General features: G+C 64.3%; 14 protein-coding genes. 3 read left to right on the forward strand and 11 right to left on the reverse strand.

Annotated features, from left to right (window positions below; genetic code table 11):
• Positions 1-45: 45 nt before the first annotated feature.
• Entirely contained in the window at positions 46-1,323 is a 1,278-nt protein-coding gene (locus HG800_RS12620) for a hypothetical protein (protein WP_169976982.1), read from the reverse strand.
• Between the two features lie 168 nt (positions 1,324-1,491).
• The gene (gene rnc / locus HG800_RS12625) at positions 1,492-2,208 is read right to left on the reverse strand and encodes a ribonuclease III (RefSeq protein WP_169976983.1); all 717 of its coding nucleotides are present in this window, start codon (positions 2,206-2,208) and stop codon (positions 1,492-1,494) included.
• A gap of 232 nt (positions 2,209-2,440) precedes the next feature.
• Here rnc and efp point away from each other — a divergent pair, with 232 nt between their 5' ends.
• Positions 2,441-3,010: an elongation factor P gene (gene efp / locus HG800_RS12630; protein ID WP_169976984.1), complete on the forward strand. Its 570-nt coding sequence runs from the start codon at positions 2,441-2,443 to the stop codon at positions 3,008-3,010.
• 51 nt (positions 3,011-3,061) lie between these two features.
• Here the strand turns inward: efp and HG800_RS12635 are convergent, their stop codons facing one another.
• The 6 genes from HG800_RS12635 to HG800_RS12660 form a co-directional block, all read right to left on the reverse strand.
• Positions 3,062-5,860, reverse strand: a complete 2,799-nt coding sequence (locus HG800_RS12635; protein WP_169976985.1) for an MMPL family transporter — start codon at positions 5,858-5,860, stop codon at positions 3,062-3,064.
• A 213-nt stretch (positions 5,861-6,073) separates the two neighbouring features.
• Positions 6,074-7,519 carry a Mov34/MPN/PAD-1 family protein gene (locus HG800_RS12640; RefSeq protein ID WP_169976986.1) on the reverse strand — a complete coding sequence of 482 codons (1,446 nt, stop codon included), beginning with the start codon at positions 7,517-7,519 and terminating at the stop codon, positions 6,074-6,076.
• A gap of 27 nt (positions 7,520-7,546) precedes the next feature.
• Positions 7,547-8,740, reverse strand: coding sequence for a HesA/MoeB/ThiF family protein (locus HG800_RS12645; protein ID WP_315852028.1), 1,194 nt, complete (start codon positions 8,738-8,740; stop codon positions 7,547-7,549).
• Between the two features lie 39 nt (positions 8,741-8,779).
• Positions 8,780-9,433: a ubiquitin-conjugating enzyme E2 gene (locus HG800_RS12650; protein ID WP_235963645.1), complete on the reverse strand. Its 654-nt coding sequence runs from the start codon at positions 9,431-9,433 to the stop codon at positions 8,780-8,782.
• A gap of 58 nt (positions 9,434-9,491) precedes the next feature.
• Positions 9,492-9,794 carry an EsaB/YukD family protein gene (locus HG800_RS12655; RefSeq protein ID WP_169976987.1) on the reverse strand — a complete coding sequence of 101 codons (303 nt, stop codon included), beginning with the start codon at positions 9,792-9,794 and terminating at the stop codon, positions 9,492-9,494.
• Between the two features lie 176 nt (positions 9,795-9,970).
• Positions 9,971-10,807 (reverse strand): RING finger protein, encoded by an 837-nt coding sequence (locus tag HG800_RS12660; RefSeq protein WP_169976988.1) that lies wholly within the window; start codon positions 10,805-10,807, stop codon positions 9,971-9,973.
• A gap of 279 nt (positions 10,808-11,086) precedes the next feature.
• On the opposite strand from HG800_RS12660, the gene HG800_RS12665 reads away from it, so the two are divergent.
• Together HG800_RS12665 and HG800_RS12670 are read left to right on the forward strand one after the other, a co-directional pair.
• Positions 11,087-12,067 carry a DMT family transporter gene (locus tag HG800_RS12665; RefSeq protein WP_169976989.1) on the forward strand — a complete coding sequence of 327 codons (981 nt, stop codon included), beginning with the start codon at positions 11,087-11,089 and terminating at the stop codon, positions 12,065-12,067.
• Between the two features lie 271 nt (positions 12,068-12,338).
• A complete protein-coding gene (locus tag HG800_RS12670; protein WP_169976990.1) occupies positions 12,339-13,010 on the forward strand; it encodes a trimeric intracellular cation channel family protein in 672 nt (223 codons plus the stop codon).
• A gap of 70 nt (positions 13,011-13,080) precedes the next feature.
• Here the strand turns inward: HG800_RS12670 and HG800_RS12675 are convergent, their stop codons facing one another.
• The 3 genes from HG800_RS12675 to groES form a co-directional block, all read right to left on the reverse strand.
• Positions 13,081-13,545: a hypothetical protein gene (locus HG800_RS12675; protein ID WP_169976991.1), complete on the reverse strand. Its 465-nt coding sequence runs from the start codon at positions 13,543-13,545 to the stop codon at positions 13,081-13,083.
• 186 nt (positions 13,546-13,731) lie between these two features.
• Positions 13,732-15,354, reverse strand: coding sequence for a chaperonin GroEL (gene groL, locus HG800_RS12680; protein ID WP_169976992.1), 1,623 nt, complete (start codon positions 15,352-15,354; stop codon positions 13,732-13,734).
• A 358-nt stretch (positions 15,355-15,712) separates the two neighbouring features.
• Positions 15,713-16,006, reverse strand: a complete 294-nt coding sequence (gene groES / locus HG800_RS12685; protein ID WP_169976993.1) for a co-chaperone GroES — start codon at positions 16,004-16,006, stop codon at positions 15,713-15,715.
• Between the last annotated feature and the right edge of the window lie 581 nt (positions 16,007-16,587).

Here is a 16,587-nt window from a genome sequence, read left to right on the forward strand (position 1 = left end):
GGCAGCCCATTCGTCCACCCTCCCGCGTGTTTCCCCGACCCTGACTCAGGTGCGGAGCAGGGGAGTGACCGGCTCTGCTGACGACGGCTCGGGCCTCGGCGCCCGTTTCGCCGCCAGGTTCGGGCGGAACATCATCAGGAGCAGGAGTGGCTGATAGAGCAGCACCATCGTGCCCCCTTTCTCCAGATACCAGAACTGGCTCGCCAGCAAGACTGCCGCCGATAGGGCGATCAACTCTCCCAGATTCTTCCTCAAGGGCCAGATCGACACCACGATCACCAGCGAGAGATACGCCACCAACACCGGCAGCCGGTAGGCCGGATCGAGCCCCGACCAGAGACTGCCCGAGCTTGGAGTCTCCTGCCCTGGCACCAGTCCCGCCTGAGCCAGACCGCGCGCCCCCATCGCCTCGGCCCAACGGCTCAACACCGGAACGTTGCGGCCACTGATGACGCACGCGATCGCCACCCCCAGGCTCGCCGCCGCAAATCGCGCCGCTTGCTTGCCTCGGTAGAATCCCAGCCAGAGCGGAATGAGGCCCACACAAGCCGGCATCCAGCCGGCCGCCACCCCAATCAGGGCACCGGCCCTGATCGGCATCTCGTAGCAGACGAGGGCCGTCACGATGAGGGCTGCCGGAAACACCTGCCCGCTATCGACCACCTCGATCCTCGTGTACGGCATCACCAGATACAACGCTGCCGCCGAGAGCCCCGCGATTGGCTGGCCAAAATGCGTCCGGCCGAGCATCCAGAGCCCCAGCACCACCCCGATATGCGAGAGCCCGGCCAGGACCCTCGAAAGCAGAATTTGCGTCGATCGCCAGCGCACCACTCCTGGTTCGGTCGGCACCGGCAGGGCTGCGTCCACGTGATCCCCGGGAACTTGCGAAACCGCCCCCACCGCGCCGTGCGCATCAAGGTTCCCATCATCCGAGGCCGCGGGATTGCGCGCGGCTCCTTCTCGGATGGGAAGGCTGATCGTCTCGGCGACCAGCAGCACCACCATCCCGACCGAAAGGCACGTCAGCCCCGGTGCATTCAGGTTCGGCTCCAGCATGGGCCGACGGGCCAGACCCAGATCCAGCAGGCAGCGCAGCAACCACAAACCTGTCCCGAAAAAGAGCCAGAGGAACGGTACCAAGGTCCCGTTGGTGTCGCCATTGCCCACCAGGGCCATCAACCCCGGCGCCAGCACGAACAGCAAGAGCAGGTCGAGGTTCCTCAGGCTCCAAGGCCTGCGGAACGAGACGAAGATGCAGACGCTCAGCAAGAGCGTCAACAATAACCAGATCTCGGGCCCGAGACCGAGGTCGGGAACCATGAAGGCATCTCTCGGGAAGCTGACTGGCGGAGGACCCGCCGTGTTTTGGATCGTCTGCGTCGTTGCAGAGCGTCGATCGACTCAACGCCAATCGGTCATCCTAAAGGCCCACTGCGGAACCCCGCAAGGGACCCGATCGGCGATCCTCCACATCTCCCCTTCGATCGATCAACCTGAGGCAAATGGGATCGGGTCGCCGGCAATCTGGCAGAGAGCGTTCAGCGCGGCCCGTTGCTCGGCTTCTTTCTTGTTGCGTCCCCAGGCCGGGGGGAACTTGTGGGAACCGACCTGCGCGGCGATCTTGAAGCATTTGGAGTGGTCTGGCCCCTGTTCGTCGAGCAGGCGATAGGTCGGCGTCGCCCCATACTCGCGCTGAGCGACCTGTTGAAAGGTGCTCTTGTGGTTCGACCCGCTCTGGTTCTCAACCACCTCGACAATCTCGGGCAGCACCAGGGGTTCAAGGAACGTCCGGGCGGCCTCCATTCCTCCGTCCAGATAGAGCGCTCCCAGCACACTCTCGAACACGTCGGCCAGAACCGACGACGGCGGCGGCCCGTGACCCGACATGCCTTTGCCCAGCGTCAGGCAGGTTTCGAACCCCAGTTCCTCAGAGAACTTGGCACATGTCTGCCGCGATACGACGACCGACTTGATCCGCGTCAGCTCCCCTTCGAGAAATTCCGGATAACGACGGTAAAGCAGTTCGCAGACGATCAATCCCAGGACCGAATCCCCGAGAAATTCGAGCCGTTCGTTCGACGCAAGCCGATGATCGGCCCCTGAGGCGTGCGTCAGCGCTGCGCGAAGCAGAGCCAAGTTCGCAAAGCGATAACCGATGGCCCGCTGGCAATGGTCCAGCAGATCGTCTTCGGGAGGCGCGGGCATGGGTGCCGTCTCAAACGAAGGTGGGATATAGGAACCTATCGCTCCCAACGCCCGAAGTCAATGGAACCCTTCGAGCCCTTGGCCGGTCTTTACCGACCCAAGTGCTTCCCGATACCATAAACCACCCCGACGCAACCCACCGGCCGGTCTTCGCGACCCGCAACTCGGCCTGAGGGTGCGCCTTGCGTTGCCCCCAAACAGGTTGCCCAGCCGAGCTTGGAGCGTCTCCGCCGTGATCCCCGCCAAGGATTTCAAGAAACGGATGGTCGTCGAAATCGACGGCCAGCCGCATCTCATTGAGCAGATCGTCGTCCAGACCCCCTCGGCCCGCGGTGCGGCCACTCTGTACAAGGTTCGAGCCCGCAACCTCAAGACCCGCCAGCGCCTCGACAAGACCTACAAGGGGACTGACACGCTCGCCGAATCCAGCTTCGAACGGCGCCCCATTCAGTACCTTTACCGAGACGATGAGCAGTTCCACTTCATGGACGCTCAGAACTTCGAACAGTTCTCGATGCCTGCCGAGAGCCTCGAAGACCAGTCCCCGTTCATGACCGAGAACATGGAAGGGGTCGAGGCTCTCGTCGTCGACGAGCAGCCCATCGGCATCGAGATTCCCGACGTCGTCGAGCTTCCCGTCACCGAGACCAGCCCTGGCGTTCGCGGCAACTCCGCCACCGGTCGCACCAAGCCCGCCACCCTTTCCACCGGCCACGTCGTCCAGGTCCCTGAGCATCTCGATCAGGGCGTCATCGTTCGAGTCGATACCCGCACCGGCGAATACCTCGGCCGCGGTGGTTGAGCCTTCGATCAGTGTTGGAGAGACGAGCCCGCCTCCTCTTGGACGGCGACACTACGACAGGATCGTTTCTCTCGACTGTGGCACCGAGGTTCCCGGAGCGTTTGCTCGCGTCAACGCCTTCTGCCGACGCTTCTCACGCCCTCTGTTCAAAAACCACTGACCGCAAGGCACCAGGACCGGCCTCACCAGCGCCGCGTCGGTCACGATACCGATGACCAGGGCAAAGCCCAGTTGCCGAAGCGAGAGCAGGGGGCTGAACATCATGGCGGCGAAACTACACGCCGTAATCCCCGCCGCCGAAGTAATCAACCCGCCCGTCTGACCGATTGCCTTGGTGATCCCCGCCTTCAGCCCCAGCGCCCGGACTTCTTCCTGAAGTCTCGACATCAAAAACACATTGTAATCGACCCCCACCGCCACCAGGAGCACGAACAGGAAGTACGGCACCTTCCAGTCGAGCCCCTCGGCCCCGCCCCACCACACATACACGACGTGCGTGATCCCCAGGGCGAAGGCGTAGGTCAGGATCATCGTCGCCACCAGATTGACGCACGCCAGCGGCGCCCTCAGCATCGCCACCAGCACGAAGAACACCCCGAGCGGCACCATGATCCACGTCTGATACTGATCCCGACGAGTCAGGGCTCGGATGTCGGCCCCCTCGGCATTCGGCCCGGCCACCATCGCCGAGGGGTGAATCGGGTCCTCCTCGTCATATTCGCTCAGATAATCCTGCAAACGTCTCCGGATCGTCTCCACCTGGTCGAGGGCCTGGGGAGAGAACGGCCGGCTCGCCTGCACCAGATCGATCCGAGCCTGCCGACCATCCTCCGACAGATACGCTTCGAACCCGCGCAGCAGCTCCGGATTCTCCTCGATCGTCTGCTCGTCGATTAACAACCGATCGAGCGCCCGACGGCCGACCGGGTCCTCCAGGATGTTGCTAATCTCCCGACGGGCTCGGGTCGCCCCCTCGGCAATCTGGCCGGCTCCTTCCGCGGCTCGGGCCAGCTCCCGGAGCAACTGCGCCACCGGGCCATCCCCCTCGACCGGTCCGATCGACGAGACACTTTGTGCCGCCGCCGCCCCGCCGAACTGACCGAGCATCGCTGAGGTCGCCCGCCGTAATCCCGCCGTCACCGGATCACTTTGTGACCGACGACCTCCTTCGTCTTCCGGTTTCGGCTCCGGCTCCGGCTCCGGAGTAGGGGGGGAGGTGCCGGGAAGCTGCCCGAGCACATCGGCCCCTGCCAGTTCCCCCAGCAGCATCGCCCCTCGAATCCGACCTCCCCCTTCATCGAGCCCCGCCTTCAGTTCCTTGGCTCCCTCAACCAGGCGCTCAAACCCCGCGTTGACCGCCGACAGCCGCGACGAGAGCCGAGCCGGTTCCAGCGGGGCTGTTGTTCCGAGTGGCTGCGTGGCCGATCGAACCTCGACCAGCGTCCGCTGGTGCGAGAGTAACCGGCTAATGTCATCCAGCGCCGCCAGACCGACCGAGCTGCGGAAGTCCGGATCCTCCGGCCTCGCCTCCAGCAACACCGCCATCGGAGCCGTCGCCCCTTCACCGAACTTTGCCGAGATCAAGGCCAGTCCTTCGACCGATCCGGCCGTAGGGGGCATCTCCGAGATCGTATCCTGAATAAACGCATTCTGCGCGGTCAGACGAAGCCCGAGCACCGCCATCGGCATCATCAAGGTCAGAGTCAGGCCCCAGGCCAGCCACGGACGCTTCAACACAGCCCGGCCAAGCCGATCCCAGTATCCTGATGGCGGTCTCGTCAGGCCGGTGAACGATCGGGGCCTCCATCGCGCCAGAAACAGGAGCAAGGCCGGAGCGAGAGTCAGGGCCGCCACCACGGTGATCGCCAGGCCAAATGCGACGCTCGGCCCGGTGCTCGAAAACAGCTTAAACCGCGTCAGGCCCATCAACGACAGACCGATGATCGTCGTGAACGCACTGGTGACGACCGCCAGCGCGACCCTTCCCAGCGTCGTCCGGATCGCCGCGCTCGGGTTCGAGGCGTTCCAGTTCTCCCCGAATCGCCACGAGAGCAAGAGACAAAAATCTGTCCCCGTCCCAAACAGCAAGACCACCAGGAACAGCTCGACCAGTGACGAGACCTCCCAGCCCAGCTCCGCCCCCCAGGCCAGCAGGCCCCGAGCAATCAACAGGCTCACGCCGATCGTGATCAACGGGACCATCGCCAGAAAGACCGACCGATAAACGATCAGCAACACGGCCAACAGCAGGAAGAACGCCGCGATCGCCGCCCGGTCGAGCGTCGTTTGGACGTTCTCCATGTAGTCCCGACCGATCACCGCCGCACCGCTCCAGACGACCGACACCCCTTCCGGCCGCTCCGAGTCGAGCGCCGCCACCTCCCGTTCCAGCCAGGCCACCGCCTCCTGACTCGTCGGACTGACGAACGCTTCCTCAATCGCCACGAACATCAGCAGCAGCGTTCCATCCTCACTGATCAGCCGCGCCGAGAGCTCCGGCTCATCAGGTGACGGGGCAACAACCGTCGACAGCACCTCCGGCCGGTCGCTCGCCTGAAACCGATCCGCCAGCATCACCGCAAAAGCGTGATCCTCCTCCGTCAGGCCGCTGGGATTGGACACCCCGACCACCGCAGAGGAGTCGAACCACTGCTCCGGCCAGGTCTTGCCGAGGATCTTCGAGGCAATCGCACTCTCCGATCCTTCGGGAAGCAGCGACGCCTGCCCTTCGGCCGCGATCCGGGTCAAGTCCGGCGCGAGGCGGACGACCAGGACCAGAACCACCACCCAGCACGCGACGACCACTGCCGGCCGACGACTGACAAACCACCTCAGGGCATCGAAAGGCATACGAGACGGGCTCCCCCCGTCCGGGTCCGGCATCCGACCCGGTGACCAACCTTCGCGGGACTGCCCGCGTTGTCCGATTCGATCGCCCTATTTTCCAAGCTTTCCCCCATCCGACCAGTGGGTACCGGTCGACGGACCTCCGTATGCCGTTCGGTCACGTCCCCGAGCCGATCATTTCCCTGACCGCGCCTCGACAGCCCATCGGGCTCCCACTTAGTGATCGATCCGATGCGGTCCTTCGGCCGATCCGCCCCGACCGGTCGGGGCAGGGGGCTCTGGAACGTCTCTGGCATGCGGGACCGATCGCGCAATGGTCGCTACCAAGCCCAGGCCAAGCAAGACCGCGACCGACCAACCTCCGACCGCCGCATACCAGGCCACCGTGTACCGCCGGTCGATCCCATCGGCATTGCCTGCCAGCACCTCGTCGATCGCGGTCCCATCTCCCGAAGCCGCTCGGGCCAGCCGTTCGTTCGCCGACCGGAGCCGATCCGCTTCCTCGCGCAGGTCTTCCATCTGAGCAAGCGATTGGTCCCGGATCGCCACCTGGCGACGCATCTCCCCCAGTTCTCGATCCTTGGCGATCAGATCGCGCCCGACCTGCTCGACCAGGGCTGCCTCGGCCACGGCCCGATCGCGCTCCTCGCGCAACTGAGTATAAACGCGGGTGAACCGCTCGTTCGAATCCCCCACGCGAACCTCCGCCAGCAAGGCGTCAATCGCCTGCTCCTTCGCTCGGAGACGCTCGGCGGTGTCCGATGCTTTGCGAGCCTCATTTGCGCGGGCTAGCTCAGCCTTCAGGCTGCCGAGCGATCGCGACTGCTCCCGGATCTGACTCGTCAACGCCCCAATCCAGAGCGCCAACGCCAGGCCGAGCACGCCGAAGATGATCCCCAGCAGGGTAAAGACCGCGGCCGACTGGCCCCGGTCGGCTGTCGTGACCGATGCGGTGTGCGGTCGATTCAGCATGGCGATCAGCTCCGCTTCCAGGCGGGGCGAGAGTGCGCCCAGTCCCCCCGAGGACTCGGCCACCAGCACCCCCTCCAGGTCGTCGACCGTCCGGGCCAGAGCCCTCCGCTGGTCCCGAGGGGAGACGACCACATACCCCTCGACCTGCCTCAACCCGCCATCCCGCCACTGAAAAATGCCCCGAGTCTGGCGGATCGGATCCACCACATAGGCCACCTGTAACGGCTGGCCGAAGAAGTGTTGCTGAATGAACACATCGTGCCCCGACAGAAAAATGCCGAAGTCCGGATGCGTGTGATACCAACCAACGATGTCCAGGTTCGGATACGTTCGGTCCCGCTCTCGGGTAATTTCCTCCCACGAGTCGTGCGTATAGGTAAAGCTTGCTTGCGTGTTCTCGTAATGCTTCGCTTCGATCGCCTGCGAGATCCAGACGAACGGCCTCCCCGTTTCCTCGTCCACGCACTCCTTGCCGAGCAGGATGCCCCCAAGCTCCACCCTCGTGTCGCTCAGCGCATGACGCTCGATCGCGTCAACCGTCACTCGATCGACGAAGATCGCCAGATCCTCCGGACCCGGGTTCCCGTACGCGAGGCACGCAAACCGCCGATCCCGGTCGGGCCGTCGCAGCCGAAGCGGCTCCCGGTAGCTCACCTCATCAAACTGAATCTCGTCGCGATCACTGCTCACGGTTGGCTCATGGTTATCAGAGTCAAGTCAATGAGTGTTTTTCGATGAATTTCTCCCCGAGGCGTCCATCGCCCGCTCCCGGTCGGCCCCCAGCAGGACGAAGACCGCCCCATCCAGCCCTTCCACGCGGACCACATCGTACGGGGGTACGCCCAGTTCGGCCAGCGATCGCCCCGCCAGGGGGGTCCCTTCCTCGACCATCGCAATCAACTCGGGCCTCCCGGTCTCGCCCGACTCTGCGTCGATTGCCTCGGCCAGGGTGACCTTCGACCTCGGTTTCATCACCTCCTGCCGTTTCCCCAGTTGCGGCCACTCGATCGCCGCGACCAGGTCCCGATCGAGGCTCAAGACCAACGGCCCGGCCAGATGATCCCGTACCACGTGGAACACCTCCTCCGCCGTCACCGCGTGGCCCAGGTCCACCCGCATCGGCTCGGGATAGGTCTCGTGGCTCAGGCAGTCATCCTTGCGCGGCAGTTCGGTCGTATAGAAGGTGTTCGCCACCCCGTTGAAGACATGAAGGCAGCCGGCCTGCACCAGCATCCCGTGAATCAGCTTCAACGCCTCTTGCACCTCCATTGCCGCCATCATTGAGGCAATCGTTGGCGCGGTCGGCACCTTCCCCGCCAGAATGTCTTCTCGACGGAGCAAGGGGCAGCTATAACGTAGGTTCAATAGTTGATAGTCCCGGCTCGTCATCCCGCACTCATAACAGGCCGAGTCCGGCGGCACGAACACCCGGACAACCCCTTGAATCTCCTGGATCCCCGCATCAACCCAGGGTGTTCCCACCTTCCAGCACTGGCGGTTGACCCAGAGCCTCGCCTCTCGGTTGTCGAGGCAGCCGATCACCACGTCCATCTCGGCAAACAGACCAAGACCCACGTCGGTGATCACATCTCCATGAATCGCCCGGATGTTTACATCCGGGTTCAGCTCTCGAGCCCGACGCGCCGCCACCTCGGCCTTCGGCTGCCCCCCGTCTTCGGCTCGAAACAGGACCGATCGCGAGAGGTTCGACGCCTCGACCTCGTCCAGGTCGATCACCACCACCGTCCCGACCCCCAGCAACGCCAGGTTCTTCAGGACCTCATTCCCCAGCGCCCCCGCGCCCACCACCAGCACCTTCGCCGCCGCCAGCCGATCCTGTCGCCACCACGAGATGAGGCGCAGACGACTATAGCGGTCGTCGTCGTCGATGTGCAGAATGTCGTCGTCCACGATCCGAAGGCTCCCGTCCCGTTGCGTCGGATCGTGATCTCATTCGATGAACATGATGTCCGGCGGTGGCTCCCGCCGCACCGGAGCCGCGGCCGGTTCGCGCCGAGGGGGCAGGGCCACCTCCTCGTCGAACAGAACGATCGGCTCCCCCTCGGTCCCCTGCGACGAGGCCACTCCCTCCGGCTCGAACCGGCCTTGCGCAGCTCTCACGTCACGCAGCGGCCGAGCATCCATCGGGAAGGCAAACGTCGATTGGTTTGCCGCCCACAGGGCTGCATCACGGTTATAAGGGCTGCGGAGATCGTAGTTGTGAAACCGGGCCATATCCCAGAGCATCTCGCACAGTTCGTCGAGTTGCAGGCTCGGCACCCAGTGCGTGTTGTAGCCGCCCAGGCAAACCAGGCCGATCTCCGAAATATTCGGGTGATAGATCGGCGTCAGCCAGCGCAGCTCGGGCATGCTCCTCGGGTACGAGGCCCCCAGCTTGATCTCCACCTGATGCGAGTCCTGGGCGATGATCTTCCCCCGCTCTCTCGCCAGGCTTCGACCCCGGAATTCGACCAGATAACGCTGCGGTGGATCGCCCGAGGCCCGAAACCGGACAATCGTGCTCTCCTCTTGCAAACGCTCCATCGCCGACCGATCCGATCGCAATCGGCGAGACTGGGGCGAATCATACGATTTCCGAAGCATGACGCAGGGCCTCACGCTCAACGCATCGCATCACAACCATCGAACCCCCGGCAGGAACTCACCCGCTGGAGCCCGCGACCACCTCCGGATAAACGATCAAGTGATCGCCGTTCTGAACGCTCGCCTCGACCAGGGTTTGCGCCTCGGTCAATCGCCGACGCCCTTCCTTGTGGTCGAGCGAATAGCTCAACGGCTGACCGTCCGGACCAGTCGTCGGAAGGTTCATTTTCGTGATGATGTTCGGCAGGATCCGGCTCACCGGAACACTGTAGGCGATCACCGCCTTGACCGACTTCGATCCGGTCTGGTCCAGGAACGTAACCTGGATCCCGCTGGCATCCGCATTACCGCCGTAAGACATGGCAAGGTCCCTCCTCTAGATTCGATTCGGACCTCGGCCGCGATTATTGAGGCAACGGCGCACCGATTTGCGTCCCGGCGACACGACAACCACCCCCAGACGGATCGAGGACGCCCCCATCTTATCCCCCTCGCCACCCCTTCGAAAAGGGGCCGTTTCCCACAACAGACATTCCCTCACGCTGACACACACTGCTTTCCCTGGCACCCGTAAATCGAGCAGGCTCCCACAAACGTCCAGCAATCGCGGTGATGCGGCGTCTTGCACGAGGCGCAGATCACTTTCGCCTCGTCCGGTCCGATCGGCTCGTTGCAGACCTTGCAGATCGGCGGCCCGGCCTCCACCGGGCTCGACGCGCCGACATCGACAATCGCAATCCCCTCGGCCATGCGCTCGGTGATCTTCGACCGCAAGAGGTCGTGCAGGACCAGGCTTTCCCGGACGGCCGAGTCCAGCCCCGAAACGCTTTGCCCCAGGTTTCGGTCGATCTGCACCAGCAGCCGCTCCGGGTTGACCGACACCAGGATTCCCCCCGGTGGTCCCAGTTTTCGTAAGGCCTCGATCGCCGACCGGGCCGAGTCCCGGTTCAAAAACTCCCTTGCGATCTCCGGATCGTTGGCCCTCACCACGTAATGCCGGTCGAAGACCGGGTCCCCCATTCGCACCAGCCGAGTCCCTCGCGGCACTTGCTTCGGAGACGGCCGCTGCACCGGGAACAGCTCGAACCGAAACGGAATCCCCGCCGCGAACCGCGTCACCACCCGAGTCCTGGGCATCGACGGCTGCCCGGCGACCACCGGAGCCAGCCCCACCCGAACGCTCGACCCGTTGTGCCCGAAGCTCACCGTCGGCGGGTCCACCAACCCCCGATGCTCGTAACGCCCCCGGTACTGTCGCGCCAGGGCCCGATACGCCCGGTACCTCGCCCCGGAAAGCCCCGCCCACAGCGCCCCGAAGATTCGGACGATCGCATACAAGGCCAGGACGATGATCCCGACGACCAGAACGTCCATCAAACGCTCACCCCACCCTCAACGTGTTCCGATCCACTTCCTTCACTCTACGGTCATTCTCCTCGACGGGGCAACGGCCGGTTGCTCGAACCAAATCCGACAACCGAGCAAGTTCGAGAGAACCTCGCCCACAGACCCCGAGCCGAAGCGTGCCGAACAACGAGGCCAGCGAACAACGAACGCTCTTCTCCGCATCTCCGCGCCCCCGCGCGCAATCCCATCTTCCCACCCCCACCACCAAGCCTGGACGCTTCGCAAGACCCCCGCGTCTTCGCTACGATGGCTCGCTCTCCTTCCGAACCCTTGCGACGGCTCCTCCCTGAGGTCATTCGCCCCGTGCCCCTGGAATCTTCGAGTCGATCCGACCGCGCCTTCGGCCGTCGTTGCATCCTGGCCGCCGCCGTCCTCTGGAGCCTCTCCGGCGTCTTTACCAAGAGCCTGGCCGGGCTCGATGCGGGTACGATCGCTTTCTTTCGCGGCCTGTTCGCGGGTCTGGCCCTCCTGCCCCTGGTTCGCCGCGCGAACATGCAGCTTCGAGCGCCGATGATCCCCCTGGTCATCACCTTTGCCGCCATGACCGGCCTGTTTATCGCTGCCATGAAGGCCACGACCGCCGCCAACACCATCTTCCTCCAGTACAGTTCCTCCCTCTGGGCTGTCCCCCTCAGCCTCGTCTTCCTCCGCGAGTGGCCCGACCGCCGATCGCTCTGGTGCATCGGTGTCGCTGCCTTCGGCATCGCCCTGATCGTCGTACGGGGCGGGGGAGGGGGGCCCAACGACTCGCTCGGCATCGCCATGGCCCTGGGCAGCGGGGTCGGCTACGCCGGAGTTGCCGTCGGCCTGCGGAGCCTCCGGGGGCTCGACCCGATGTGGCTCAGTTCGGTCAACAACCTCGGCGGCGCGCTGGTCCTCGGCCTCGTCCTCCTGATGGTCTCCGGCTCCATCCCCCTGCCGACCTGGCCGCAGGCCGGAGCCCTCTTGCTGTTCGGGATCGTTCAGATGGCCATCCCGTATGTCCTCTTCGCCCGAGGGCTCCGCGACGTTCCCGCCCCCGAAGCCGGTCTCATCGCCCTGGTCGAGCCCTTGCTCAACCCCCTCTGGGTTCTTCTCATCATCGGCGAAGCCCCCAACGAACCGACCCTCACCGGAGGCGCCTTCCTGCTCGCCGGTGTCGCCCTCCGCTATCTTCCCTTGAGGCGCCCCCGCCCCGTCCCAACGGTTGCAACCCCCGTGACTCCCACCGATTCCGCCCCGGGCTGAGCCTCCTCGCCCTGGTTCATCCCGCAAACTTCCTGACAATCGAATGTGTTCGGCCTGAAGGGGGCGCGGCAGAATGCAACGCCTTGCGATCCCGAAGCACTCCGTCTCCCTCTCCCCCGCCCGCGGGGGAGAGGGCCGGAGGTGAGGGGGGCTCCGCCTCGCCGTCGAGCCCGGCCTCAACCTCCCCGACCCCTCACCCCAACCGAACCGATCCATCAGCACCTCTGGCCGAACCTCCGCCTCTCACTCCCTCCTCACCCGGTACGATCGCATGTTGAATCTTGGAGACGGTCCCTCCCAGGTCTTCACCACGGCGTCGATCGTCGGCAGTGTAGCGTTTGCCCTCTCCGGCTTCATGATGGGGGCTCGCAAGCGGCTCGACTTGATGGGGGTCTTCATCCTCGCCTTCCTCACCGCCAACGGCGGCGGCGTGATCCGCGACCTGCTCGTCGATCGCCCTCCGGCGATCATGGCGGGCCTGAGGCCCTTCTACCTCACGGCGGGCACGGTGACGCTCGCCCTTCTCTTGAGGCTCCAGCATCGTGCCTCGCTCGAACGGGCCTGGATCTTCGTCCTGAGCGACGCAGTCGGTCTCGTCGCATTCGGGATCACGGGGGCGATCATCGGCATTGAGCACGACCTGAATCTCTTCGGCGTCGTCACCCTCTCGTTCCTCACCGCCACCGGCGGCGGTATTGTCCGCGACATCCTCGTCAACGAGGTTCCCTTGGTCCTCCACGGCGACTTCTACGGCAGCGTGGCCATCCTCCTCGGCCTGGCCATCGACACCCTCCATCGAGCCGACCTGATGACCCCCGCCTCCCTCCTTGCCGTCTTCGCCGCGGGCCTGCTCCTCCGCCTGATCGCCTACCGGCGCCGCTGGTCCCTCCCTCGGCTCAATGCTTCGTTCCAGGACTCCCCCTCCGTTCCCCCGTCCCATTGACCCGTTTCCGGCGGCCTCCACCGATCGATCAATATCGATCGGAGATCGTCATGCTGTGTTGGCCAGATAATCATTTCATCGCCGCGTCAATGAGGTCGTCGTTCGAGCGGTACGCGCCGAGGCCGAGGGCCGAGAAGCGATCTCCGAGCAGGTGGCGCTTCACGCCGATCATCTTCAGCGCCCGGTTGATCGGCCCCGATTCGCGCCACTCCGGCTCCATGATGACCTGACAATCCGAGTAGACGACCGCCCCTTGCCCGCCAGTTCCCCCGAAATACTCCGTCTCGATGTAAGCGACGCGTCCGAGACGCGAAAGCCCACGAAGAAAATCCCGGAAGCTGTCGGTCAGCAGCATAAAGGTCTCGTCGCTGGGCCGCGAAGGCTGGGCCTCTGTCAACGAATCGATGAACTCGGCGTCAATCGGGAAGATGACGAAACGCTGTCTCGCAACGACGCGCGGAAGCTCAGGATAGGCGGTCTGCAAGCGATCAGCGATTTCAGCGCGGGTGACAATCGCCTGAATACAGTGCCCCATGCGTCGTCTCCCTTGGTAAGTCTCCGGAATATTCGGATGAAACGCGCAGTGTGGCCCGAGGACTCGGCAACTGCCGAACGCCCCGAAACAAAAAAAGGGGAGGCCAGGAAAATCCCAGCCCCCCCGTGATCGTCGAACGCTTCGCCCCGGCCCCCTGAACGAGCGGGAGGCCGGACGCGAAACCGATCAATACATGTCGTCGTCCATGCCGCCGGCCGGGGCGCCCTCGCCGTCCTTCGGCAGGTCGGCGATCAGGGCGTCGGAGGTCAACAGCAGAGTGGCCACGCTGGCGGCGTTCTGCAAGGCCGAGCGGGTCACCTTGGTCGGGTCGATGATGCCGGCCTTCACCAGGTCGGTGTATTCATCGTTCAGCGCGTCGTAGCCTTCGTTGCCCTTCAGATCGAGGACCTTCGAGCAGACCACGCCGCCGTCCTGCCCTGCGTTGTCGGCGATCTGGGTGATCGGCGCGGCACAGGCCCGGATGATGATCTCGTAGCCGGTCTTCTCGTCGTGCGAGATGTCGCCGGCCTTGACCGATCGCGAGGCCCGCAGCAACGCCACGCCGCCGCCCGGGAGGATGCCCTCTTCCAGGGCCGCCCGGGTGGCGTGCAAGGCGTCCTCGACGCGCATCTTCTTTTCCTTCATCTCCGACTCGGTCGCGGCGCCGACGTTGATCTTGGCCACGCCACCGGAGAGCTTCGCCAGACGCTCTTCGAGCTTCTCGCGGTCGTAGTCGCTCTTGGTGTCCTTGATTTCGCGACGAATCGCCTCGATGCGACCCTGGATCGCGTCGGAGGTGCCGGCCCCTTCGATGATCGTCGAGTTGTCCTTGTCGATGATCACCTTCTTGGCCTGGCCGAGGTCTTCCAGGCCGATCTTCTCGAGGTCGATGCCGAGCGCCTCGAAGATCGGCTTGCCGCCGGTCAGGGTGGCGATGTCCTCGAGCATCGCCTTGCGACGGTCGCCGTAGCCCGGGGCCTTCACGGCGGCGCAACGGAAGGTGCCACGCAGCTTGTTGATGACCAGGGTGGCCAGCGCCTCGCCCTCAATGTCCTCGGCAATGATCAGGAGCGGCTTGCCCGTCTGGGCCACCTTCTCCAGGACCGGGACGAGGTCCTTGACCGAGCTGATCTTCTTCTCATGGATCAGGACGTAGGCGTCTTCGAGGACCGCCTCCATCGACTGCGGGTTGGTCACGAAGTACGGCGAGAGGTAGCCGCGGTCGAACTGCATCCCCTCAACCCACTCGACCTCGGTCTTCAGGCTCTTGCCCTCTTCGACCGTGATCACGCCGTCCTTGCCGACCTTCTCGGTCGCCTCGGCGATCATCCGGCCGACCTCGCGGTCGAAGTTCGAGGCCACGGTGGCGACCTGCTCGGTTTCCTTCGTGGTGGAAACCTTGGTGCTCATCGACTGAAGCGCGGCAACCACGTCCTCAACCGCCTTGTCCATCCCGCGCTTCATGAGCATCGGGTTGACACCGGCGACGACGCCGCGGAGCCCTTCGTTGTAAATCGCTTCGGCCAGAATGGTCGCCGTGGTCGTGCCGTCGCCGGCAATGTCGTTGGTCTTGGAGGCGACCTCCTTGACCATCTTGGCGCCCATGTCTTCGTACTTGTCCTCCAGCTCGATCTCCTTGGCGACGGTGACGCCGTCCTTGGTGACCGTCGGCGAGCCGAACGACTTCTGGATAATCACGTTGCGGCCCTTGGGGCCGAGCGTGACCTTGACAGCTCGGGCGAGCTTGGCCACACCGCGCTGCATGGCGGTGCGGGCTTCCTGATCAAATGCGATCATCTTCGCGGACATGGACAACTCTCTCCTGGCGAAGATCCGGTTCGGTGGGGTGGATTCGTGAACGACCAGAGAGCATCACGGAAACGCTTTGACATTCGAACCGGGGTGGCTGGGGTCGTGCCGACCCCAGTCGATGGCTCCGAATCGCTCCGAAGCATCCGGCCGGGGTCGAACCGACCCCAGGCACCCCGAGTTTCCGCAATTACTCCCCGGTCGAGGACGAGACAGTCTGAACAAACAGGCGATCAATTCGAAAGAGACACGTCAAACGGTTGTCCGGCCGTGACCTCGCGTCACGACGCAACCCGTTGATCCGGTCGGCCCCGCCCGTCCCTCAGGCGACGAGAGAGACGACCGACCCCGATGGCACTCAGCCCTCGACAACCGCGAGGATGTCATCCTCACGCATCAAGAGGACCTTGCGGTCGCCGTCGAGCTTGAATTCTTCGCCGGCATAGCTGGTGAAGATCACCGCGTCGCCGACCTTCACCGACAGCGGCTTCTTGGTGCCGTCCTTGGAGGTCGTACCGTCTCCGACCGCGACCACCTTGCCCTTCTGGGGCTTGTCCTTGGCCGTATCCGGCAGAACGATGCCGCCGGCGGTCGTCTCCTTGGCTTCCTCCCGCTCGACCACCACTCGATTGCCCAGCGGCTGGATGTTCATCGCGACCTGCTCTCCTCGCTCGGCGATGCGCCCGAGCCTCGCACGATTCGTAAAATCACAATCGTTGACCCGATGGAGCCTCCTGCCAAATTCGTCCCCCTCTGGACGCGGCCGGCCCCACTCGTCGGCCACCGTCAGAGGCAACCCGCGTGCCCATCGCAATCGCAATTCGCAAGTTGATTTGGGGTTGAAAGTTGCGTCGATTGTTCGCGTTGGCGTCCCGATCCTCTGCCTGCCGATCCCGTGTCCTCCCGTCCCACCGACTGCCGATTCGGCAGTCTCCCGCACGCCCTGCCACCAAGACCGCTTCCAGAATTCCTGACTGCAACCGCCCTCCGCCACGATGATTTCAATGGGGGCTTTCTCCCTGCCCTGGCTTGACGTAAGACCGGATCATCCATTGGTGCATTTTATCGGTTTGTCCCTGGCTCCGTCCACCTTTTCTTGCCTCGCGTCCGAACACCACGATTTCCCGAAACGAACGGCCTGAATCGCCGTAACGCTCTTTGAAAAAACAGTTTGTGTGATCCCCTTTCAGCGCACCGAGCCGGTCTCCCCGGGCGCACCGACGCGCACCCGAG

The sequence above is a fragment of the Tautonia rosea genome, from assembly GCF_012958305.1.
GTDB classification, from domain to species: domain Bacteria; phylum Planctomycetota; class Planctomycetia; order Isosphaerales; family Isosphaeraceae; genus Tautonia; species Tautonia rosea.